The following is a 22,005-nucleotide window of genomic DNA, read 5'->3' as shown; positions in this document are numbered from 1 at the left end:
CCCGAACGTACGCCAGGAACGTACAAGAACGCGCCGCGCCCCCACCGCGAGGCTGGCTCCATGACCAGCACCGACACGTCCGTCGCTCCCGTCGCCCCCGTCCGCTTCGACACCAAGATCGCCGTGCTGCTCCGGGACGACCTCGCCCCCTGGCAGCGGCTCAACGTGACCGCCTTCCTCGTCAGCGGCCTCGGCACCGAGGTCCCCGAGGTGATCGGCGAGCCGTACGCGGACGCCGACAGCACCCCGTACCTGCCGATGTTCCGCCAGCCCGTCCTCGTCTTCGAGGGCCCCGCCGCCCTGCTCACGACGGCCCACTCCCGCGCCCTCGCACGCGCCCTGCCCCGCGCGGTCTTCACCGCGGACCTCTTCGCGACGGGCCACGACGCGGCCAACCGCGCCGCCGTCCGCGCCGTCCCCGGCGCAGCGCTCGACCTCGTGGGGCTCGCGGTCTACGGGCCGAGGAACGCGGTGGACAAGACGCTGAAGGGCGCGACGATGCACCCGTGAGCGGGCCCCGGGGGAAAAGGGGTTGCTCGCCACGTGGCCTCCTGCCACAGTGAGCCGCCCCTGTCCCGCAGTTCGCGTCCCCGAGGGAATGAAGTCCATGAGCACGGCGTCCGTCAGCGACCGCCGCGCGCACTGAGGAAGGCTCCGCGCCTTCCGGCGGTGGTCCCACGTCACGGCCCCTCGCGGCCGTTCTCCGTCCTGCCCGCACGCGCGTCCCGCGTGTCCGGGCGACCGTGTGACTCCCCTCAAGGACTTCGCAGATGACTTTCGCGGACCCCTCCGCATCCCCCGCCGCCCCCTCCCCCGGCCTGCTCGTGCAGTCCGCGACCGCCGAGCAACTACGGCGCAGGCCAAGGGTGGTGGAGACGCGGGGCTTCGTCGCCGGACTCCAGGCCGACGACCCGAACCCGTACCTCAACTACGCGACCCCGCTGCCCGGCGCCGAGCCCACGGCGGCGGATGTCTCGGCGCTCGTCGAAGCCTTCCGCGCGCGGGAGTTGACGCCCCGGCTCGAATTCGTCCCCGCCGCCGCGCCGGCCGTCGCGCCCGCGCTGCTCGCCGCCGGGTTCACCGTGGAGGCCGAGCACGACTTCCTGGTGTGCGCGCCGGACACGTACACACCGACCGAGAGCGGGCCGCGCACCGAAGTACCGCTTGGGGACGTGGAGTTCGCTGCCCTCGATGCCGCGCTGAGCGAGTCCTTCGGCGGCCCGGGGGTCGCGAGCCCCGAGGGGATCGCGCGCTTGCGGCGGACCTGCGAGGCCGGGGGCGCGGTCCGGTACGTACGGGCGGCCGACGGGAGTTGCGCGGGCGGGGCGAGTTGCGTGGCGCCCGCGTTCGGTACCGCCGAGCTGAGCGGGGTCGGCACGCGGCCCGCGCACCGCCGCCGGGGCGTCGCCGCCGCCGTCGTCTCCGCGCTCACGGCGGACATGTTCGCGCGCGGCGCCGCCTCCGTTTGGCTGGAGTTCTCCGGGGACGCGTCGCGCCGCGTCTACGAACGGCTCGGGTACCGCCCGCTCGGCACCCGCCTCTACCTCCGCCTCGCCCCCGGGGACGGACCGGCCCGCGCGGCCGGCGGCGAGGACTGAGAACGTACGGTGACACCCATGGACTACCTGAAAGCCCTGAGCCGCGAACTGGAGGCCTTCGACTCCGCGTTGGACGGCGATCTGTCGGCTCCCGTCGCGCACTGCGGCGACTGGAGCGTGGCGGACCTGGCGGTCCACATGGGGGCGGGGAACCTGTGGGTCGTCACCGCCGTGCGCGAGCGCCACGGGCGCGGCTACGACGAGGGCGCGGCGCCGCGCGAGCGGGTCGCCCTGCGGGAGTGGCACGCCCGTTCGGCGCGGGAGCTCGTGGCGGCCCTCTCGGTCGATCCCGCGACCGAGGCGTGGACGTTCGCGCTGCCGCGCTCCGTGGCGTTCTGGCTGCGGCGCCGCGCCCTGGAGACGCTGGTGCACCGCTGGGACGCGGAGCACGCGCGCGGCGCCACGTCCCCGATGGACCCGGCGCTCGCCGCGGACGGGGTCGCCGAGGTCTTCGGCACGATGGCGCCCCGCATGGTCTCCCGGGGCGTCGCCCTCCCGCCCGCGCGGGCGGTGCGGCTCACCGCCACCGACACGGGCGAGCAGTGGGCGCACGGGCCGGGCGAGCCGGTCGCCGAGGTCGCGGGCACGGCGCAGGACCTGCTGCTCATGCTGTGGGGCCGCGCGTCCCACGACGCCGCCTCGCTCACCTGGACCGGGGACCGGGCGGCGGGAGCGGAGGCACTGAGCGGGCCGCTCGTCCCCTGAACTGCGCGGCTACCCCGGCATGTGGGCGGCGAAGAAGTCCGTGCGGGCCTGCGCGAGCGCCGTGCGGTCGGTCGCTTCCTCCGCGTACGGGTGGTGTCCGGCGCGCAGCAGGAAGGGGTCACCCGCCGCCGGAAGCGCGTTGTGCACGGCGAACTGGCCGGGCGGGGGTACGGCGGGGTCGTGGAGCGCGGCGGCGACGAGGACCGGGACACGGATCAGCGTCGCCGCCGTCGCCGCGTCGAAGTACGTGAGGACGTCGGTGACCTCGGGGTGCCCGGCGTGGTACTGCCGTACCGCCTCGCCGCTGCCCACGCTGGGCAGCGTGAGCCGCAGCGGGTGGTTGCCGAAGGCCGGCACGGTGAGCTGCGCCGCGACGAAGCGCTCGTCCCAGGGCAGCGCGAGCGCGCCGAGGCCGCCGCCGAGGCTCTCGCCGAGGTAGCCGAGGCGGGGTCCGGCGAGCGCGGGCACGAGTTCGACGAGCGCGCTCGCCGCGCACCACAGGTCGGCGACGCACGCGCCGAGCACGGAGGTCTCGCGGCTCGCGATGCCGTGCAGCACGTGGGCTTCCGCGTCGGCGGGGACCCCGTCGACGAGCCCGCGCGCGGGCAGCCCGCGCACGCAGGGCAGGATCGCGGCGGACTGCCCGAGCGGCAGCGGCAGATCCGGCCCGGGGCGGTCCCGGCCGCCGTAGCCGTGCCCGATCACGAAGCCGTGCCGTACGGGCCCCTCGGTGGGCATCGCGACCCAGCCGCCGAGCCGGACCCCGCCGAGCGAGGTGTACGTGACGGAGCGGATCACGAGCCCGTCGCGCTCGTCCTCGACGGGGCCCAGCTCGGGCTCCGTGGCGACCGCGCGCGCCCGCCCCCGCAGCCGCCCCCAGAACTCCCCGAAGTCGTCGGGGGCCGGGGGCGCGGGCACGGCGAGCAGGGCGGGAAGCTCGTAGCCGTACGTGGGATCGAAGCCGTACGGGCTCTCGCCCGGGCCCCGCGAGGGCGCTCCCGGTCCCTGCGACGGTGTGGCGTCATCGTGCTCCATGATTCCCGACCCTACGGCGTCTCACCAGCGCCAACGACTCGATGGCGGCCCCACGGGTCACGCGCCCGCCCTCTCCCGCCCCCTCCAGCCGATGCGGGACCGGTGAGCGACTCGGCCTTCTCGGCGCCGCTCGCGCCGCGCGGCGTGAAGTCGGCGCTCGCCCGACCGACGCGCTTGCCCGACCGACGCGCTCGCCCCGACCGACGCGCTCGCCCACCGCACGCCAGGCACCCTCCCCTGCTGATCGGCCCTCCGAGGCCCGCCCGTCCGATCACCTACGGAAAACGGAAGCGGATTCCCCCAGTCGATCAGGAACTCTCGTATAGTGACCGGAACTTGCGCACCGATGTCTGCATGCGTTCGTTCGGTGAGCAATCCCCGGACCAGGTTCGGCGATCACTCGGACCGCCCTCAGGGCCGCACAGACGCGCGTCTGCACGCCCGAGGATTGACCGAGGACCCGACGAGGACCTGATTGATGACCTCCTCCCCCCTGCCCCCCGGCGATCGCCCCACCCTCCGCAGCGTGTTGCCCGTCCCCGTGTGCACGGTGGTGCTGGCCGCGCTCGCGGTCACCGCCGCCGCGCTCCTCGGGCCGGAGTCCGCACGCGGCGCGCTCGCCGCGGCGGGGGCGCTCGCCGCACTGGCGCTCTGCGTGGCCGTGACGGTCGCCACCTACGCCGTACTCTCCGCGCGAACGGCCCGGGACCGGCTGGGAGCCGCCACCCAGGAAGCCGGCCGGCTCCTCCAGGAGCGGGCCCGGCTCACGGACGCGCACGCCGTCGAGCGGAAGCGTCTCGTGGACGCGCACGGCGCCGAGCGGAAGCGTCTGGCCGACGCGCACGCGGCCGAGGTGCGGCGACTCGCCACCGAGCACGCGGCCGAGCTGAGCCGACGGGACGACGAACACAGCGCCTTCGTGGACAAGTTGACGGCCGAGCACGCCGAGGAGCGCGACGGGCTCGCCGCCCAGCGTGACCGGCTGATCGCGGAGACCGCCCGGCTCACGGCCCGGACGCGGGAGGCGAACAGCTCCCGCGCCGCCGCGCTGTCCGCGACGGCGAACGCCGCCGGGCGGATGCAGGCCCTGTCCACCGGCATGCTCGCCGACCTTCGGGCCATGGAGGAGAAGCACCAGGACGAGGAGGTCCTCGCCGACCTGTTCCACCTCGACCACCGCACCGCGCAGGCCGGCCGTCTCGCGGATTCCGTGGCGGTCCTCACCGGTGCCCGTTCGGGCCGCCGCTGGGCCCGTCCCATCACCATGGAGTCGGTCCTGCGCGGCGCCATGGGCCGGATCAGCGGCTACCGGCGCGTCCGGATCCACTCCGCGGGCGACACCGCCGTCGCCGGGCACGCGGCCGAGGGCGTCATGCACGCGCTCGCCGAACTCCTCGACAACGCCGCCACCTTCTCGCCGCCCACGGCCGAGGTGCACGTCTACGTCGAGGAGGTCCCGGCCGGAGTCATCGTGTCCATCGAGGACAGCGGCCTCGTCATGGGCGAGGCCCAACTGCGCCGCGCCGAGCGGGCGGTGACGGGCGAAGCCGTGGAGCTGGGCGGTCTCACCGGCACCCGGCTCGGTCTCGCCGTGGTCGGCAGGCTCGCCCGCCGCTACGGCCTCCGGGTCTCCTACCGGCCCTCGGCGCGCGGCGGCACCGGCGTGCTGGTGCTCGTCCCGCAGGAGATCCTCGTATCCCCCGGGGGCCCCGCCCTCACGGCCCCGCACACGGGTACGGGTACGGGTACGGAGACGGCCGCGAGCACGACACCCCCCGCCGCCCGGGCGACCGACACCGGCCCCTCCCCCCGATCCGCCGCCCCCTCCCTCCCCCGCCGCGGGGACACCGGCACGGCCACCAGGAGCCGTACCGCGGGCTCCCCGGATTCCGCAGGCACCCCGGATTCCGTGGGCTCCCCGCGTTCCGCGGGCTCCCCCGACGCGGACTCCGCGCAGGCCCCGCTCGTGCTTCCGCGCCGGCGCCGCGGGGAGACCCTCGCCGAGGCCGAGCGCGCCCACTCCGGTGGTGTCACGCCGTCCCGCCCCGCCCCCACCGCCGCCGAGACCCGGGCCCGCACGGCCCGCTTCCACACCTTCCGCCAAGCGGTACGGGCGGTCAACGACGGCCAGTCCTCCGAATCCACGCTGAACACTCCCCTGCCCCGACAGGCCGACGGCGGAGCCGGGACGACCCCGCTCGCCGCCACCCCAGGACCCACGCCCGGGTCCGCCCCAGAAACCCCCGCCGAGGCGCCCGCCGCCGACGCGGCGGCACTCCCGACCTCCCCGAGCCCGGAAGGCGACACCACACCATGACCGGCACGACCGCCGACGAGAAGCTCACCTGGCTGATAGAGGGCCTGCTGGAGCGCACGCCGGGCGCACGGCACGCGCTCGTGCTGTCCCGTGACGGCCTCAAGCTGTGCCGTACCCCGGAACTCTCCGGCGACCAGGCGGACCAGCTCGCCGCGATCGCCGCGGGCATCCAGTCCCTGTCGCACGGCGCCTCCGTGGAGTTCGGCGACGGCAGCGGCGGCGTCCGCTCGGCGATGGCCGAGTTCTACGGCGGTGTGCTGTTCATCGTCGAGGCCGGCGAGGGCGCCCACCTCGCCGTCGTCACCACGGAGGACGCCGACGCCGGTCTCGTCGGGCACAACATGAGCGAACTCGTCGAACAGCTCGGCGAGCACCTCACCGCCCTCCCCAGGAACTCGTGAGCAGGCCCGGCAGGGACGACGCGCCCGACCGGCTGTACACCCTCACCCAGGGGCGCAGCCGGCCCGGCCCGGACGCCCCCTTCGACCTGGTGACCCTGGTCGTCGCCGAGTGCGATCCGGTCCCCGGCATGCAGTCCGAACACGCGGCGATCCTGCGCCTCACCGAACGTCCCACGGCGGCCGTGGAGATCGCGGCCGAGCTGAGGCTCCCGGTGAGCGTCACCCGGATTCTGCTCGCCGACCTCCACGCGGCGGGCAAGGTCAGCGCCCGCCATCCCCGCACGGCCGCCGTACCCGACCCCGACATCCTGGAGCAGGTGCTCGTTGGACTCCGCAACCTCTGAGACGCGCACGCCGCTCGGCGCGAGCGCCGACAACGGCCTCAAGATCGTGGTCGTGGGCGGCTTCGGCGCCGGCAAGACGACGATGGTCCGTTCGGTGAGCGAGATACGTCCCCTCAACACCGAGGAGACGATGACCCAGGCCGGCGAGGCCGTCGACGACAACAGCGCGGTGAGCGGCAAGACGGCGACCACCGTCGCCTTCGACTTCGGCCGCATCACGCTGGACGCCCGCAACGTGCTGTACCTGTTCGGGGCGCCGGGGCAGGAGCGCTTCTGGTTCCTGTGGGACCGGCTGTTCTCCGGCACGCTGGGCGCGGTCGTCCTCGTCGACACGCGCCGTATCGACGACTCCTGGTACGCCATCGACCGGCTGGAGAAGCACGGCACGCCGTTCGTCGTGGCGTGCAACGACTTCGGCGGTCCCCCCTTCACCCCGGAACAGATCCGCGAGGCACTCGACCTCGACCCGCACGTGCCGCTGGTCACCTGTGACGCCCGCTCCAGGGAGTCCAGCAAGCTGGTGCTGATCACGCTGGTGGAGTACGTCCAGGCGGTGTACGCCGGCGCCCGCCCCGTGCCGCCCACGGGCACCGACCGCGCGGCCCGGACCCCCCGTCAGGAGCTGGTGTGAGCACCGTCCCCACCCCCCGGCCCGTCCGGCTCAGCGGCCCGCTGCTCCAGGACGACCCGGCCCGCGTGTACCGGGAGATGCGCCGCGACCACGGCGCGGTCGTACCGGTGCTGCTCGACGGCGACGTACCGGCCTGGCTGGTGCTCGGCTACCGCGAGTTGCACCAGATCACCGGCGACCCGGTGCTGTTCAGCCGGGACTCCGAGCTGTGGAGCCAGTGGGTGAACATCCCCGAGGACTGGCCGCTGTTGCCGATGATCGGCCGCAAGCAGCCGTCGATCCTCTACACGGTCGGCGCGCGCCACCGGGAACGGGCGGGCATGCTGACCGCCGCTCTTGAGGCGGTCGACCCGTCCGAACTGCGGGCACACGCGGAGAAGTTCGCCGACGAGCTGATCGACGCGATCTGCGCGAAGGGCGCCGCCGACATCATCGCCGAGTTCGCGATGCTGCTGCCGGTACGCGTACTGGCCCGGCTGTACGGCGTCGCCGACGAGGACGGACCGGCCATGGTGACCGCCCTCAACGACATGATCGACGGCCGGGAACGCGCGCTGGCGGGCCAGGCACACCTGTTCACGTCGATGACACGGCTGGTGGCGAGCCGGCGCGAGGAGCCCGCGGACGACGTCGTCTCCCGGATGCTCGCCGACACCTCGGGGTTCAGCGACGAGGAGATCGTCCAGGACCTGATGGTGATGATGGCCGCCGGGCACCAGCCGACCGCCGACTGGATCGGCAACTCGCTGCGCCTGATGCTGACCGACAGCCGGTTCGCCGCCTCGCTGTTCGGGGGGCGCAACAGCATCGCCGAGGCGATGAACGAGGTGCTGTGGGAGGACACGCCGACCCAGAACGTGGCCGGCCGCTGGGCCTCCCGCGACGTCCGGCTCGGCGGTCACGCGATCCGGGCCGGAGACATGCTGCTCCTCGGCCTCCAGGGCGCCAACTCGGACCCGCAGGTGCGCACCGACCAGTCGGCGCTGACCGGCGGCAACGGCGCCCACTTCTCCTTCGGGCACGGTGAGCACCGCTGTCCGTTCCCGGCGCAGGAGATCGCCGAGGTGATCGCGCGGACCGGTATCGAGGTCGTCCTCGACCGGCTGCCCGACATCGATCTCGCGGTGTCGGCCGAGTCCCTGGCACGCCGCCCGTCACCGTGGCTGCGCGGCCTGACCGAGCTCCCGGTCACCTTCACACCCACTCCGGCTCTTGGAGGACCGTTCACATGACGGCAGTTACGGAAGCGCTCTCGGCGGAACCCGAGCGGCACCGCATCCACCTGGACCCGTTCGTCTCCGACCTGGAGGGGGAGAGCGCCGCCCTGCGGGCGGCGGGCCCGCTGGCCGCCGTGATGCTGCCCGGCGACGTGCCGGTGTGGGCGGTCACGCACCACGCGGAGGCGAAGAAGCTGCTCACCGACCCGCGCATCGTCAAGGACATCAACGTCTGGGGCGCCTGGCAGCGCGGCGAGATCGCCCCCGACTGGCCGCTGATCGGGCTGGCCAACCCGGGGCGTTCGATGCTGACCGTGGACGGCGCCGACCACCGCAGGCTGCGCGGGCTGGTCGCACAGGCGCTCACGCCGCGCCGGGTGGAGCGGATGCGCGAGCGGATCGCCGAGCTGACGGACGGCCTCCTCGACCGGGTGGCCGAGCAGGCCGCCGAGGACGGCACGGTCGACCTGAAGGCGGTCTTCGCCTACCCGCTGCCGATGTACGTCATCGCGGACCTGATGGGCCTGGACGAGGCGATCCTGCCCCGCCTGAAGGTGCTGTTCGAGAAGTTCTTCTCCACGCAGACCCCGCCGGAGGAGGTCCTCGCGACCCTCACCGAGCTGGGCGGCATCATGGCCGACGCGGTGGCCCGCAAGCGGGAGAACCCGGGCGACGACCTGACCTCGGGGCTGATCCAGGCGTCCGAGGACGGCGACCGGCTCACCGATCAGGAGATCGTCTCCACGCTCCAGCTGATGGTGGCGGCGGGGCACGAGACGACGATCTCCCTGATCGTCAACGCGGTCCGCAATCTCTCCGCCCACCCCGAGCAGCGCGAGCTGGTCCTGTCGGGCGAGGCCGACTGGTCGGCGGCGGTCGAGGAGACGCTGCGCTGGTCGACGCCCACCTCGCACGTGCTGATCCGGTTCGCCACGGAGGACGTGCCCGTCGGCGACAAGGTGCTGCCCGCCGGGGACGCCCTGATCGTGTCGTTCGCCGCGATCGGCCGCGACGAGCAGGCCCACGGCCCCTCGGCGAACGAGTTCGACCTCACCCGCGAGACGGCGGCCCGGCACATCTCGTTCGGGCACGGACCGCACGTGTGCCCCGGCGCGGCGCTGTCCCGGCTGGAGGCGGGGGTCGCCCTCCCGGCGCTGTACACCCGTTTCCCCGGCCTGGACCTCGCGGTCGCGCCGGGCGAGTTGCGCAACAAGCCGGTGGTCACCCAGAACGACCTGTACGAGCTGCCGGTCCGCCTCCACAGCTGAGGCACGGCCCCGGGGACGCGAGGAACCTCCTCCTCGCGTCCCCGGGGCCTCGCCGCCTCAGCCCAGCCGGTTGACCGGCGCGCCCCAGCTGTCGCGGTACGCCTTCCAGTCGGCCTCCGTCGCGGCGAAGTCCACGTAGAGCGCGAGGCCGAAGCGGACGCGTTCGCGGTCGGTGCGCGCGAGGCCGAGGCGGGCGCCGCGCACGGCGGCCGCCACCGTTTCGGCGGCGGCCCGGTGGCCGAACTTGTTCTCGTGGTAGAAGGGCATGCCCATGAGCAAGTCGGTCTCGGGCGGGGTGGCTTCGAGGGCGAGTTCGGTCTGCTGGGCCACATAGCCCCCGTAGAGGCTCTCCAGCGGCATCGCCGTGTCGTACGACATGACGGCGATCTGGTCGACGCGGTGCGCGACCTGCCCGAAGTAGGACTGGCTCCAGTACTTCTCGTGCCCGCTGACCGCGCCGAAGACGGTGTGCAGGCTCGGGAGCGGGTCGATCTGGTGCGCGGCGACGGAGAGCGGTGCGTGCCGGGCGGCCGTGAGGGTGTGGAGGCGGGAGAGGAGGCCGAGGAAGTCCCGGTCGCCGGAGTGGAGGGGCTCGAAGTCGAAGTGCAGGCCCTGGAATCCGGCGTCGAGTATCTGCCGCGAGGAGGTGAGGATCGCGCCGCGCGTCTTCGGGTCCGTCATGCTGAGCCCTTCGGGGGACTCGGTGTCGAGCACGTCGCCGAGCCAGGCCGACACGCGGAGCCGGGGAAGGCGCTCGTGGAGTCCTCCGACGAGCCAAGCCGCCTTCGGGTAGAGCTTTTCGGGGAGCGTGCCGTCGTGCTCCAGCGGGCCCGCGTGCACGTACAGATCGCGGATTCCGGTGTACCGGAGCTGTGCCACGAGCCGGTCGAGGTCCCCGGCGTCCTTGCGCCCGTCGACCCACGCGTGCCCGAGCCACAGCGCGTCACGACCGCGCGTCCGCGTCCCGTCCCCCGGCTCCCCCGCGTACGAGAACCGCAGCCAGGTCCCCGCCGCGAGCAGCGGAACCAGCACGATCAGCACCACGCCGAGGGCTGTCCACCGCAGCACCCGCAGCCAACGGGGCCCGCGTTCACGGGCTTTCGGCGGTATGCCCGGCGCGTCCCCCTCCGCCCCGTCCGCGCCCCGCTCCACGGTCTCCGTCCGCATCCGCCCGCCTCCTGGCCCACCGAGCCCGGAGCCACCCCCCGGCGCGTCGCACAGAGTAACCGACACGCCGAGGGTCTTGAGACCGCGTCAGAACAGGCTCAGCAGCGCCTCCGCCGCGTCCACGCCACCGGACTCCCCGTCCGGCAGCCCCAGCTCGAACCACACCGTCTTCCCGTGCGGCGTCCTGCGCGAGCCCCAGGAGGCGGCGAGCAGCCCGACGAGTTGGAGCCCGCGCCCTCCTTCGTCCGTGTCCTTGGCGCGTCGCCGCCTCGGCTGCACGAGCCCCTCGTCCCACACCTCGCACACGAGCGTCCGGTCGAGGAGCAGCCGCAGCCTGATCTCCCCGTCCCCGTACCGCAGGGCGTTCGTCACCAGCTCGCTGACCAGCAGCTCCGTGGTGTCGGCGAGGGCTTCGAGCCCCCACCCCGCGAGCCGTTCCCGCGTGTACTCGCGGGCCCTGCCGACCGATTGCGGATCGCGCGGCAGCGTCCAGTCGCCGACGTTCTCCGCGGGCAGGCCCTGCACGCGCGCCATGAGGAGGGCGATGTCGTCCTCGCCGTGGTGCGTGTCGAGGCGCCGCAGGACCTGGTCGCAGATGTCCTCCAGCGAACGCCCGGGATCGGTGAGGGCGTTGCGGAAGGCGAGCAGGCCCTCGTCGAGCGGCTGGTGCCTGGACTCGACGAGCCCGTCCGTGTAGAGCGCGAGGAGCGCGCCCTCGGGGAGTTCGACGGTGACCTCCTCGAAGGGCTCGCCGCCGACGCCGAGCGGCATGCCCGGGGGCACGTCGAGGAGCAGCGCGGGCCGGTGGGCGCCGCTCGGCTCCAGGAGGACGGGCGGCAGGTGGCCCGCGTTGGCGAAGGTGCAGCGGCGGGTCACGGAGTCGTACACCGCGTACACGCACGTGGCGAGGTAGACCTCGGCGAGATCCGTGTCCTGATCCTGGCGGGCCGGGCGCGTCGTCTGCTGCGGCGAGCCGAGCCCCTGGGCGATCTCGTCCAGGTGCGAGAGCACTTCGGCGGGTTCGAGGTCGAGCAGCGCGAGGGTCCGTACGGCCGTGCGCAGTTCGCCCATCGCCGCCGCCGCGCGCAGCCCGCGCCCCATGACGTCCCCGACGACGAGTGCCGTGCGGTGGCCGGGGAGTTCGATGACGTCGAACCAGTCCCCGCCCACCTCGGTGGCCTCGTTGCCCGGGAGGTAGCGGCAGGCGATGTCGAGCCCGGCCGCCTCCGGCTCGCCGGGCGGCAGCAGGCTGCGCTGGAGGAGCAGGGCGCGTTCGTGCTCGCGCCGGTACAGGCGCGCGTTGTCGATGAACACGGCGGCCCGGCTGGCGAGTTCGACGGCGAGGGCACGGTCCCGCTCGCCGAAGGGCTCGCTGCCCTTGGTGCGGGCGAACTGCGCGAGCCCGACGACCTTGTCGTGCGCGACCATCGGCACGGCGAGCGTGGACTGCACGAGGTCGCCGTCCGTGCCCGGCAGCAGTTCGGGCCGCGCGGTGCCCAGCACGCGGGCACGGGGCGAGTCGGAGGGGTAGCGGTGCACGGCACCGACGTCGACGGAGCCCGCCCCGGCCCCGTGCCGCCGCGCCTCCTCGGGGCCCGGCCCGTACCCGTACCAGGGCCGGCCCCGCTCGCGCCGTCCCTCGCCGGGCGCGCTGGGCCGCCCGACCGTGAACGGCCCGGCGGGCGAGGCGCTCCACTCGCGCATCCGGTCCTCGGGGCTCGCCTCGGCGGGGGCCTCGGGGGACGGGGCGGGGTTAACGGCGGGTGCTCCGGGAGGTGCGCCGGTACGGGGCGGTGGCGGCGTGGACACCGGCGGCACGGGCCGCGCCGGACCGTCCGTGCTCGCCGTGGGTCCGCCCGTACTCGCGGAGGGTCCGCCCGTACTCGCCGTCGGTCCGCCCGTTCCCGTGCCGGGCACCGCGCCGCCGCTTTCACGCTGCCGCAGGAACGGCAGCACGTCGGCGACGGCGCTCGCGAAGGCGACCCGGCGCAGCTCCGCGCTGCCGTCCGCCATCCCGGGCGCCTGCTCGTCGCCGATCAGCAGTGCCTGGTAGAGGTCGACCGAGGCGAGGTCGCAGAAGCCGGGGACGGCGACGTCGAGGAGTTCGCGCGCGGTGGTCTCCAGGTCGAGCGAATTGCCGATGCGCGAGCCGGCCTCGTTGAGGAGAGCCAGGTTGCGCCGGGCGCTCGCGGCCTCGCGCGCGGCGGCCTGGCGCCGGGTCACGTCGGTGGCGAGCGCGGCGACGCCGAGCGGGCGGCCCGTACCGCTGTGCACGCGGTAGAGGTCGAGCGACCAGTGCCTGGGCTGGGTCTCGCCGGGGGCCGTGCCCGTGAGGCTGAGGTCGTTGAGCGCCCCGCCCTTCTCCAGGACGTGCCGCAACGCGGCCTCCAGGCGATCGCGCTCCGCCGGTACGAGGTAGTCCCCCGCGCCGCGCCCTTGGTGCGACGCGGCCGGGCGGCCGAAGACGGAGGCGAACCGCTCGTTCACCCTCCGTATCCGCAAGTCGGTTCCGAAGAGCACGAAACCGAAGGGAGATTGGCCGAAAATCGCCTGCGAGGCGGCGAGGTCCGTCTCGATGCCGCGCAGCGTGCGCACGTCCACGGCGATGCAGACAGCCGCCGGATCGCCGTGCTCGGTACGCGTGGGCATGACGTAGATCTCCGCGATGCCCTCCTGAGCGGGAAGGCGTCCCGAAGCGGAATCAGGGCTGCCGGAACCAGGTCCCGCGCCGCCGGCGGCCGGGCCCGCCGCGACGGGATCGGGCCCCTCACCCAGCGTGGTTCCGCGGGCCGCCGGGGCCCGTCCCGCGGGCAAGCGGAAGGGGACGATCCCCGTCCACTCGCGGCCGTCGAGGACCTCGGCGAGCTTGCGATGCCCCTGGCCGCGCAGCCTCGGCGGCACGAAGGCCTCCACCGGATCGCGGCCCACGACGTCCTCGGCGCCGATGCCGAAGAGCCGTTCGGCCCGCTCGCTCCACTGGTCGACGGTGCCGTCCGGCCCTATCGAGAAGGCGGCGACCTTGATGTAGTCGTAGATGGAGCCCGGTGGGTTGCTCTGCCACACGATCTCGTCCGGGGTACGACGGGGGCCCGCCGCCCTCGCAGGTATCTCGCTCACGCGTACCGTCCCCTCCAGCCGACCGCGACCGGGGGGCGCTCCGGGCGGCAACTTCCCGCAGTATCCAGCACCGCGGCGCGACACCCAACGACCTTCACGATCACCGGCCGATCCCGACGCTTTCCGGCCCCCGTCACGCACACGCCCGCGCACGCGAGGACAGCCGCGCACGCCCACGCGCGCGCGGCCTCGGCTTCCGCCCTGGGCCCTGACCTGGAGATCGACACTTCCTCTCTCCTAACCAGCCGCCCCCTCCTCTAATCCGCCTCGTGCGTCCGTGCTGCGCGCCCGCGTCGCACAGTCGTCCCGACGCGCGCGGAGGAGGGCGCGACGGCGGGCGCGAGGGCGGCGCGATTCGCGCGGGTCGCACAGGAGCGCGAACAGGCGCGCGCGGCGGCAAGCGGGGAGGCGTACGGGGGCACGGGGCGCACGCGGAGCCTGCGCCGCGCCGATTTCGCGCCGTACGGAAGCGACGAATGTGCGGAATTCGTACGGAGGTTCAGGCGACCGGGATGGGCAGCTCGCACCACACCGTCTTGCCGGTGCGCGCCGGGTCCACGCTCGTCCCCCAGTTCCGCGACTGTCTGCTGAGCAGCCGGATGCCGCGACCGCGTTCCTCGTCGTGGCGGGGTCTGCGTTCGCGGGGGCCCTGCGTGACGGGGTCGGAGACCTCGACGAAGAGGCTGTCCCTGCGGCGCGAGAGGCGCAGGCCGATGGGGCCGTGGGCGTATCTGAGGGAGTTGGTGACGAGTTCGCTGACGACGAGAATCGTCACGTCGGTCATCGCGGCGAGACCCCAGTCGGTGAGGCGCTCGCGGGTCAGGTCCCTGGCCCTGCGCGCCACCCCGGGCTCAGCCGGAAAGGTCCACTCGGCGCACACGCCCTCGGTGTCGATCAAGACGATCACTTCCCCAGAAAGACCGTAGAAGACCCTTGGCGGAGAATCCCTTGCGCCATCAATAGCCCCAAGCCACGCTTTTCAGACGGAATCGCGCGTACTTCCCGGCGGGTTGGCACGAATGGCGCAGCACGGGGAGCCCGCCCGGTGGACGGGGAGGAAGGTGGGGAGGAGGGACCGGCGCGCGGGAGCGGCGGGGGTGGCCGTCAGTCGAGCAGTCCCCGCCTGGCGAGTTCGTCGAAGAGGAGGCGGTCGACGGGCGGGACCTCGGCGCGGTCGGCGAGCGTGAACCAGGCGATCTCCTCGATCTCGCTGCTCGGTGCGATGCCCCCGCTGTGCTCGGCGGTCCAGCAGCTCATCCGCACCCACGTCCCGGGCGACTCCGGCACCTCGGCCTCGTACGTGCCGAGGTGGCGCGCGCTCGCGGCGTCGAGCCGTACGGTCAGCTCCTCCTCCGCCTCGCGCAGGAGGACGTCGATATCGCTCTCGCCGGGCTCGCGCTTGCCGCCCGGCACGTAGAAGACGTCCTTGCCGCGCGGCCGCGCGCACAGCACGCGCCCGCCCTCGACCCGCACCCAGGCCACCGTGTCGATCAGCACCGCTCGCACCATCCCTCGCCGGTCCGCGCCCCGGTCGGCGCCGTCCGTCCGGCGGACGACTCTAGATGCTCCGGGCCTCCGGCCTCGGCGCCGGGCGTGGGGCGCCGGGCGCCGGGCGTCGGGCGCCGGGCGCCGGGCGTCGGGCGCCGGGCGTCGTCGACCCTGCTCCGGCGATCCGGCGGAGCGGGTCCTCGACGTCCTAGCCGAGCGGGTCCGTGTCCAGTACGCCGATGACGCCTTCGGGGCGGGGCCGGTCGTCGGCGTGCTCGACGACGTAGAGCGCGCGGGGCGCGGGGACGCGGGCGTTGAGGCCGTCGGCGCGGCGCTCGGCCTCGGCGCGGGTGGCGTAGCTGGCGACGCGGTAGCTGTCCTCTTCGCCGTCGTCACGCCGTATCAACTGCCAGGGCAACGAGGCGACGGGATCGGCCGTGCCGGCCCTGCGGACCTGGCGTCCCACCCTGGCGACGCCCCCCGTGGAAACTCCGTTTCGCATATGCCCGACCCTACCCCTCGCCTTCACGCACCGCATGCGAGTTGGCACGATACGAGGAAGTGAACCGGCCGGCCCCCGTGGGGAACCCGGGGGTCGCACGGGGGCGCACACGCCCAACGCGCCCCCTGAAGCCAGGACTTGGCGCGGGGGCGGAGCCTAGCGGACCGGCAGATGGTAGGCGAGGCGGTAGCGGTCGGCGGGGACGACGAGGTCGGCGGTCTCCACGGCGCGCTGGGACGCGTAGTACGTACGGGAGATGACGATGACGACGTGTCCCGGCACCCCGCCGAGCAGGGCCAGTTCCTCGGCGAGTCCGGGACGCGCGCCGACCTCCTCGACCACGTTGTCGACGACGGTCTCGATCGCCGCCATGCGCTCGACGACGCCGCAGCCGCCGAGCGGCCCCTCCTCGGGCAGCATGACGGGCGTGCGGCCCGTGAGCGAGAGCGGCTCCCAGGAGGTGGAGAGCATCATCGGCCGCCCGGACTCGCGGAAGACGTAGCGGGTGCGCATGACGCGCTCGCCCGGCTCGGTCCCGAGCCGCTCCGCGATGTCCTCGGGCGCGGGCTCCTGCGCGCTGCTCGCGTCCCAGGACCCCTGCGCCCCCTCCGCGGCCTGCTCCTGCCGGAACGCGGTCGAGGCCCCGGCCGGGGCGCGGAAGCCCGAGCGCGCGATCCGCCGCGGTTCGAGGCGCTCGCGTACGTAGGTCCCCGAGCCGGATCGCCCCTCCACGAGCCCCTCGGCCATCAGCACCTTGCGCGCCTCCAGGGCCACGGTGTCCGAGACCCCGTACTCCTTGCGGATACGCGCCTGCGAGGGAAGCCGGGTGTGCGGCGGGAGCGAACCGTCGACGATCTTCTGCCGGAGATCCCCCGCGACCCGCAGATACGCCGGCTGCTCACCGAAAGTCACAAGCCACTCCGATCAGGTTGACAGACGGCCACAGCGTGACAACCGAAAGTTGTCGCCCGCAAGCGGAGGCCAAAGTTTCACCCGATGTGATGAAGAGGCTTTGCGCAGGGACTTCCTGTCCGCTAAAGGCCGCCGGAAAACCCGCGCGGGGAAGTTCCCCCTCACACAGCGTGCGGTCCCTCCGCTTCTAGGCTCACTCCCATGACCTCCGCCGCAGCACGCCTGGCCGACCTGCCCGACCGTCTCTGCCCCCGCGACGGCACCCGCGTCCCGCTCGCGGACCCGCGCTGGTGCTGCCCGGTCTGCGCGGGCCCCCTGGACCTCGATTTCCACCCCGTGCCCAAGTCCCCGGCCGGGCCGACGACTTCATTGTGGCGGTACGCGGGCGTCCTGCCGCCCGCGGCGCCCGGGATCTCGCTCGGGGAGGGCGGCAGCCCGCTCGTGCGGCTCACCGATCGGGTCTCGGCGAAGCTGGACTTCCTCATGCCGACGCTCTCGTTCAAGGACCGGGGCGCGGTCCTCCTCGTGGGCCTGGCCCAGCTCCTGGGCGCGCGCGAGGTCCTGGCGGACAGCAGCGGCAACGCCGGTACGTCGGTGGCGGCCTACTGCGCCCGCGCCGGACTGCGGTGCACGGTGTACGTGCCGGAGTCGACGTCCCCGAAGAAGACGGAGCAGATCGCCGCGCACGGCGCCCGCGTCGTCCGCGTCCCCGGCGACCGCGAGGCGACGGCGCGCGCGGCCCGTACCGCCGCTGACGAGCCCGGCGTCTTCTACGCGAGCCACGTCTTCCACCCGTACTTCACGCAGGGCACGAAGACGTACGTGCACGAGCTGTGGGAACAACTCGGCGGCCGGCTCCCCGAGGCCCTCGTGGTCCCGGTCGGCAACGGCACCCTGCTGCTCGGCGCGCACCTGGCGATCGAGGAGCTGCACGGAGCGGGCCTGATCCCGCGCCGCCCGGCCCTGCACGCCGTGCAGGCCGAAGCGGTCTCCCCGCTGGCGAGGGCATGGCGCGAGGGCCTGGACGACGTCACGGGCGACACCCCCGCCACCCCCACCCTGGCCGAGGGCATCGCGATCCCCCGCCCACCCCGGGCTGCCCAGATCCTCGCGGCGGTACGGGCAACGAACGGCGCCTTCCACACGGTCCCGGAATCCGCGATCGCCCCGGCCCAGGCGGATTTGGCCCGCCAGGGCCTGTACGTGGAAGCAACGGGAGTGGCGTGCTGGGCGGCGGTCCGGCAGGGGGCGGTGGGAGAGCGGGAGGCGGTGATCCCGTTGTGCGGGGCGGGGCTGAAGACGGGACTGGCCTGACCGGGCCACAAATTCAGCCCCTCCGGCGTTTGAGGAGCGGAGCCCCGCGAGGCGCACCGCGATCCGGGCCAGCCCTCCCCCCCCGGGCCGAAAAACGCAGCCCCTCCGGCGCTTGAGGAGCGGGGCCCGGGGCGGAGCCCCGCGAGGCCCACCGCGATCCGGGCCAGCCCTCCCCCCCGGGCCGAAAAACGCAGCCCCTCCGGCGCTTGAGGAGCGGGGCCCGGGGCGGAGCCCCGAATCGGGGCCCGGGGCGGAGCCCCGCGAGGCCGAGCCCGCGCCCCGGCCCCACTCAAACCGCTTGCCGGTACCCCGCCAGAAACCGCCCGATCCGCCCGATCGCCGATTCCAGATCATCCGCATACGGCAACGTCAGAATCCTGAAGTGATCAGGCCGCCCCCAGTTGAACCCCGTCCCCTGCACCACCTGGATCTTCTCCCGCAGCAGAAGATCGAGCACGAACCGCTCGTCGTCCACGATCGGATGCACCGCCGGATCGATCCGCGGAAACGCGTACAGCGCCCCCTTCGGCTTCACACAACTCACGCCGGGGATCTCGTTCAGCTTCTCCCAGGCCCGGTCCCGCTGCTCCCGCAACCTCCCGCCGGGCGAGGTGAGTTCGCGAATGGACTGCCGCCCCCCGAGCGCCGCCTGGATCGCGTACTGCGCGGGCGCGTTCGCGCAGAGCCGCATCGAGGCGAGCATCTGGAGCCCCTCCAGGTAGTCCCGCGCGTGCTGCCGCGGCCCGCTCACGACGAGCCACCCGGACCGGAACCCGGCGACGCGGTACGTCTTGGAGAGCCCGCTGAACGTGAGGACGACCACGTCCGGGCCCAACGCCGCCGCGCTGTGGTGCACTTCGTCGTCGTACAGGATCTGGTCGTAGATCTCGTCGGCGAGGATCATCAGCCCGTGGCGCCGTGCGAGATCGAGCACGCCCTCGACGATCTCCTTCGGATACACCGCCCCCGTCGGGTTGTTGGGGTTGATGAGGACGATCGCCTTCGTGCGGTCGGTGATCCGGGACTCCATGTCGGCGAGGTCAGGATTCCACTCGGCGGACTCGTCGCACACGTAGTGCACCGCCTTGCCGCCCGAGAGCGTGACGACGGCGGTCCACAGCGGGAAGTCCGGTGCGGGCACGAGGACTTCGTCGCCGTCCTCGACGAGCGCCTGCACGGCCATCGTGATGAGCTCGGAGACGCCGTTGCCGAGCCACACGTCGTCGACTGTCACCCCCTCGACGCCGAGCGCCTGGTACCGCTGGGCGACGGCACGGCGCGCGGAGAGGACACCGCGCGAGTCGGTGTAGCCGTGGGCCTGCGGGAGCATCCGGATCATGTCCTGGACGATCTCCTCCGGCGCCTCGAAGCCGAAGAGCGCGGGATTGCCCGTGTTGAGCCGCAGCACACTGTGGCCCGCCTCCTCCAGCGCGTTCGCCTGCTCGATCACCGGGCCCCGGATCTCGTAGCAGACCCCGTTCAGCTTGTTCGACTGCCGGAACTCCATCGATGCCTCCACGGAAACTGTGATGCTTGGTTTTACCAAGCGGGCACTTGGAAAGTCCAACCCTGTGTCTAGACTGCGACTCATGCCACGTCAGACGCAGACCCGACAGACGCAGACCCGGCAGTCGCAAGCCCGGCAGCCGCAGCCCCGCCGCCGCAGCTACGACCAGTACTGCGCTCTCTCGCGCGCCCTCGACTCGGTCGGCGACCGCTGGAGCCTGCTGGTGGTACGGGAACTGCTCGCGGGCCCGCGTCGCTACACCGATCTGCTCGCCGACCTCCCCGGCGTGAGCACCGACATGCTCGCGACCCGCCTGCGCGACATGGAGCGCGACGGCCTCGCGACCCGTCGCAAACTCCCCGCCCCCTCCTCCGCCTCGGTCTACGAGCTGACCGCCCGGGGCCGTGAGCTGCTGCCCGTGCTCACCGCGCTCGCGGCCTGGGGCGCCCCCGACCTCACGAGCCGCCGCCCCACCGACGCGGTCCGCGCCCACTGGCTCGCGCTCCCCCTCCTCACCCCGCTCGCCGGCACGCTCCCGGGCCCCGCCGTCGTCGAGATCGAACTCCCCGAGGGCCTCTTCCACCTCCGCCCGCACACCCCCGACACCCACCCGCCCTACGCCGAGGGCCCCGCCGAGGCCCCCGACGCGCGCCTGCACATGGATGCCGACACGTGCCGCGCCCTGGGCGAGGGCACGCTGACGCTGCCGGAGGCCGTCAAGGAGGGGCTCGTACGGGTCACGGGCGAGAGCGAGACAGCGCGCGGGCTCGCCGCCCCGGCCGCGTAGGACAGACCCGCACACCCCCGGCGGACCCGCACCGCGCCCGCCCGGGAATCCACTCGTACGACCCGCCCGGTTCCCCCGATCGGCCCTCTCCCCGCCCGCCCGCCGTGCCGCCCGCACGCGGCGGCGATATTCAGTGGGAACGCACGACCCGACCCTCTCCGCGCCCTCCTTCCGGTGCGCACCGCGAGCCGCACACCGCGAGCCGCGCACCGCGCGCACCGGGCCGGGAGGGGCACTCTCCGGAACAGGAGCGAACGTGACCACTGGAGCCTTCGGCGAGACAGGAACCGGACCGGCGAACGGGACCGAGACGACCGCGCTGCCGCCCGCCGACCTCGCGGCGCTCGACCGGCGCCTCACCCGCCTGGAGGCGGAGCGCCCCCGTCCCCCGGGCGCGCTCACGCTCGACGAGTTCCTCCAGCCGCTCCGCGAGGCGCGCGCGGCCTGGGACGTACGGCGCTCGGTCGGGCAGCCGGAGCAGAAGACCGTCAAGGTCGTACGGCCCTCGGGGATCACGCTCCCCGGGGACTCCCCGCTGCGCCGCGTGCCGCCCCGCAAGCCGGAGGACCAACAGCCGGACTACCTGGAGAAGTTCGACAGCCGCACCCTGTTCTACGACGCGTTCCGGCTGGGCGCGGACGTCTGGCTCTCGGGGCCACCGCTCAACAACCTCAAGGAGCCGCTGGAGAAGGCCGATTGGCGGGTGGACGGCAAGGACGTCGGCGCGGCCGTCTCGCTCTCCGACTGGGGCAGGACCCAGCGTTCCCGCATCAGGAACGCGGGTCCGGGGCAACGCCTGACCCTGGGCCTCGGCGACGAGCGGTTCAGCGCGGAGATCTCACCGGACGAGTCCGGGCTCTTCGCGGGGCAGCGGACGCTCATCACGAAGTCCAAGGACAACGACCTCGTCTGGATTCAGGACTTCCTCCAGTACTACCACCTGGTCCACGGCGTGACGGGGGTCGTGTTCTACGACAACGGCTCGACGCGCTACACGCCGCAGGACGTGGCCGACGCGATCGCGGCGGTGGAGGGCATCACGACGGCCGTCGTCGTGGACTGGCGCTACCCCTGGGGGCCCAACTGCGGCCCGAACGAGGTCTGGGACTCGGACTACTGTCAGTACGGGCTCCTGGAGCACGGCCGCTTCCGCTACCTCTCCCAGGCGGCCGGGGTCGTCAGCGTGGACATCGACGAACTGGTCCTGTGCGACGACGCGCGCTCGGTCTTCGACCACGCGCAGGAGTCGGAGGCGGGTGCCGTGATGTTCGACGGCCGCTGGATCGCCAAGGCGACAGCGGAGCCCATGGACCCCGCGCGCCAGCGCCGCTTCACCGACTACCGCCACCGCGCGAAGGGCACCACCACGGTCAAGTGGGCGGTCCTGCCCGGCGTCGTGGACTGGCGGTCCACGCAGTGGCGCGTGCACAGCGTCGCGGGCGCGAACGCGCGGAAGAACGACCTGATCCACCACCGCCACTACCAGGGCGTGAACAACGGCTGGAAGTACGACAGGGCCGAGCAGCTCGTCACCCCCGGCACCCACACCTACGACGTCCGCATGAGCCACGTCCTCGACATCGTCTTCGGCCCGTCGGAGGACTTCGAGCCGACGGAGACGCTCGCGCCGTCCACGGCGGTCGAGCCCTCCGGCGAGGAACGCGGCGCCCGGTAGACGCGGTACGGGCTGAGGGA

20 protein-coding genes are annotated in these 22,005 nt (G+C 73.6%); 12 read left to right on the top strand and 8 right to left on the bottom strand.

What is annotated here, in order from left to right; translation table 11 throughout:
• The first annotated feature begins 60 nt into the window (after nt 1-60).
• From ACIP4O_RS12610 to ACIP4O_RS12600, 3 genes are all read left to right on the top strand, one after another.
• Entirely contained in the window at nt 61-510 is a 450-nt protein-coding gene (locus tag ACIP4O_RS12610) for a DUF2000 family protein (protein ID WP_401574418.1), read from the top strand.
• Between the two features lie 260 nt (nt 511-770).
• Nucleotides 771-1,598: a GNAT family N-acetyltransferase gene (locus tag ACIP4O_RS12605; RefSeq protein ID WP_401574415.1), complete on the top strand. Its 828-nt coding sequence runs from the start codon at nt 771-773 to the stop codon at nt 1,596-1,598.
• 18 nt (nt 1,599-1,616) lie between these two features.
• Nucleotides 1,617-2,303, top strand: coding sequence for a maleylpyruvate isomerase family mycothiol-dependent enzyme (locus ACIP4O_RS12600; RefSeq protein ID WP_401574413.1), 687 nt, complete (start codon nt 1,617-1,619; stop codon nt 2,301-2,303).
• Between the two features lie 9 nt (nt 2,304-2,312).
• Here ACIP4O_RS12600 and ACIP4O_RS12595 read toward each other — a convergent pair whose 3' ends face one another.
• Nucleotides 2,313-3,338 (bottom strand): acetylxylan esterase, encoded by a 1,026-nt coding sequence (locus ACIP4O_RS12595; RefSeq protein ID WP_401574411.1) that lies wholly within the window; start codon nt 3,336-3,338, stop codon nt 2,313-2,315.
• A gap of 478 nt (nt 3,339-3,816) precedes the next feature.
• On the opposite strand from ACIP4O_RS12595, the gene ACIP4O_RS12590 reads away from it, so the two are divergent.
• The 6 genes from ACIP4O_RS12590 to ACIP4O_RS12565 are packed head-to-tail and all read left to right on the top strand — an operon-like array spanning nt 3,817 to nt 9,516.
• Nucleotides 3,817-5,655: an ATP-binding protein gene (locus ACIP4O_RS12590; RefSeq protein WP_401574409.1), complete on the top strand. Its 1,839-nt coding sequence runs from the start codon at nt 3,817-3,819 to the stop codon at nt 5,653-5,655.
• Nucleotides 5,652-6,056, top strand: a complete 405-nt coding sequence (locus ACIP4O_RS12585; protein ID WP_361328431.1) for a roadblock/LC7 domain-containing protein — start codon at nt 5,652-5,654, stop codon at nt 6,054-6,056. Before ACIP4O_RS12590 ends, ACIP4O_RS12585 begins: the two co-directional genes overlap by 4 nt.
• Nucleotides 6,053-6,400 (top strand): DUF742 domain-containing protein, encoded by a 348-nt coding sequence (locus tag ACIP4O_RS12580; protein ID WP_361328428.1) that lies wholly within the window; start codon nt 6,053-6,055, stop codon nt 6,398-6,400. The genes ACIP4O_RS12585 and ACIP4O_RS12580 overlap by 4 nt, the downstream gene beginning before the upstream one ends.
• The gene (locus tag ACIP4O_RS12575; protein ID WP_401574406.1) at nt 6,381-7,031 is read left to right on the top strand and encodes a GTP-binding protein; all 651 of its coding nucleotides are present in this window, start codon (nt 6,381-6,383) and stop codon (nt 7,029-7,031) included. Before ACIP4O_RS12580 ends, ACIP4O_RS12575 begins: the two co-directional genes overlap by 20 nt.
• On the top strand, nt 7,028-8,263 hold the full coding sequence (locus ACIP4O_RS12570; RefSeq protein ID WP_401574404.1) for a cytochrome P450: 1,236 nt from the start codon (nt 7,028-7,030) through the stop codon (nt 8,261-8,263). The genes ACIP4O_RS12575 and ACIP4O_RS12570 overlap by 4 nt, the downstream gene beginning before the upstream one ends.
• Nucleotides 8,260-9,516 carry a cytochrome P450 gene (locus tag ACIP4O_RS12565; protein ID WP_401574402.1) on the top strand — a complete coding sequence of 419 codons (1,257 nt, stop codon included), beginning with the start codon at nt 8,260-8,262 and terminating at the stop codon, nt 9,514-9,516. Before ACIP4O_RS12570 ends, ACIP4O_RS12565 begins: the two co-directional genes overlap by 4 nt.
• 57 nt (nt 9,517-9,573) lie before the next feature.
• Here the strand turns inward: ACIP4O_RS12565 and ACIP4O_RS12560 are convergent, their stop codons facing one another.
• The 6 genes from ACIP4O_RS12560 to ACIP4O_RS12535 form a co-directional block, all read right to left on the bottom strand.
• Entirely contained in the window at nt 9,574-10,683 is a 1,110-nt protein-coding gene (locus ACIP4O_RS12560; protein WP_401574400.1) for a hypothetical protein, read from the bottom strand.
• Nucleotides 10,684-10,770: 87 nt separating this feature from the next.
• Entirely contained in the window at nt 10,771-13,800 is a 3,030-nt protein-coding gene (locus ACIP4O_RS12555; protein ID WP_401574398.1) for a SpoIIE family protein phosphatase, read from the bottom strand.
• 499 nt (nt 13,801-14,299) lie between these two features.
• Entirely contained in the window at nt 14,300-14,707 is a 408-nt protein-coding gene (locus ACIP4O_RS12550; RefSeq protein WP_361328411.1) for an ATP-binding protein, read from the bottom strand.
• A gap of 197 nt (nt 14,708-14,904) precedes the next feature.
• Nucleotides 14,905-15,297 carry an NUDIX domain-containing protein gene (locus ACIP4O_RS12545; RefSeq protein ID WP_401574396.1) on the bottom strand — a complete coding sequence of 131 codons (393 nt, stop codon included), beginning with the start codon at nt 15,295-15,297 and terminating at the stop codon, nt 14,905-14,907.
• A 199-nt stretch (nt 15,298-15,496) separates the two neighbouring features.
• Nucleotides 15,497-15,790, bottom strand: a complete 294-nt coding sequence (locus ACIP4O_RS12540) for a hypothetical protein (protein WP_401574394.1) — start codon at nt 15,788-15,790, stop codon at nt 15,497-15,499.
• 156 nt (nt 15,791-15,946) lie between these two features.
• On the bottom strand, nt 15,947-16,702 hold the full coding sequence (locus ACIP4O_RS12535) for a GntR family transcriptional regulator (protein WP_361328402.1): 756 nt from the start codon (nt 16,700-16,702) through the stop codon (nt 15,947-15,949).
• A 201-nt stretch (nt 16,703-16,903) separates the two neighbouring features.
• On the opposite strand from ACIP4O_RS12535, the gene ACIP4O_RS12530 reads away from it, so the two are divergent.
• Nucleotides 16,904-18,016, top strand: a complete 1,113-nt coding sequence (locus ACIP4O_RS12530; RefSeq protein WP_401574392.1) for a threonine synthase — start codon at nt 16,904-16,906, stop codon at nt 18,014-18,016.
• A 289-nt stretch (nt 18,017-18,305) separates the two neighbouring features.
• Here ACIP4O_RS12530 and ACIP4O_RS12525 read toward each other — a convergent pair whose 3' ends face one another.
• Complete coding sequence (locus tag ACIP4O_RS12525; protein WP_401574390.1) at nt 18,306-19,523, bottom strand: pyridoxal phosphate-dependent aminotransferase; 1,218 nt, start codon at nt 19,521-19,523, stop codon at nt 18,306-18,308.
• Between the two features lie 82 nt (nt 19,524-19,605).
• On the opposite strand from ACIP4O_RS12525, the gene ACIP4O_RS12520 reads away from it, so the two are divergent.
• Together ACIP4O_RS12520 and ACIP4O_RS12515 are read left to right on the top strand one after the other, a co-directional pair.
• Nucleotides 19,606-20,310, top strand: coding sequence for a winged helix-turn-helix transcriptional regulator (locus tag ACIP4O_RS12520; protein WP_401574388.1), 705 nt, complete (start codon nt 19,606-19,608; stop codon nt 20,308-20,310).
• Nucleotides 20,311-20,566: 256 nt separating this feature from the next.
• Nucleotides 20,567-21,985, top strand: coding sequence for a capsule biosynthesis protein CapZ (locus ACIP4O_RS12515; protein ID WP_401574385.1), 1,419 nt, complete (start codon nt 20,567-20,569; stop codon nt 21,983-21,985).
• Nucleotides 21,986-22,005 lie beyond the last annotated feature (20 nt).

This window comes from Streptomyces sp. NPDC088923, assembly GCF_044749745.1.
Classification (GTDB): Bacteria; Actinomycetota; Actinomycetes; order Streptomycetales; family Streptomycetaceae; genus Streptomyces.
The sequence above is the reverse complement of the archived record's forward strand: the minus strand, read 5'-3'. Positions and strand labels throughout refer to the sequence as shown.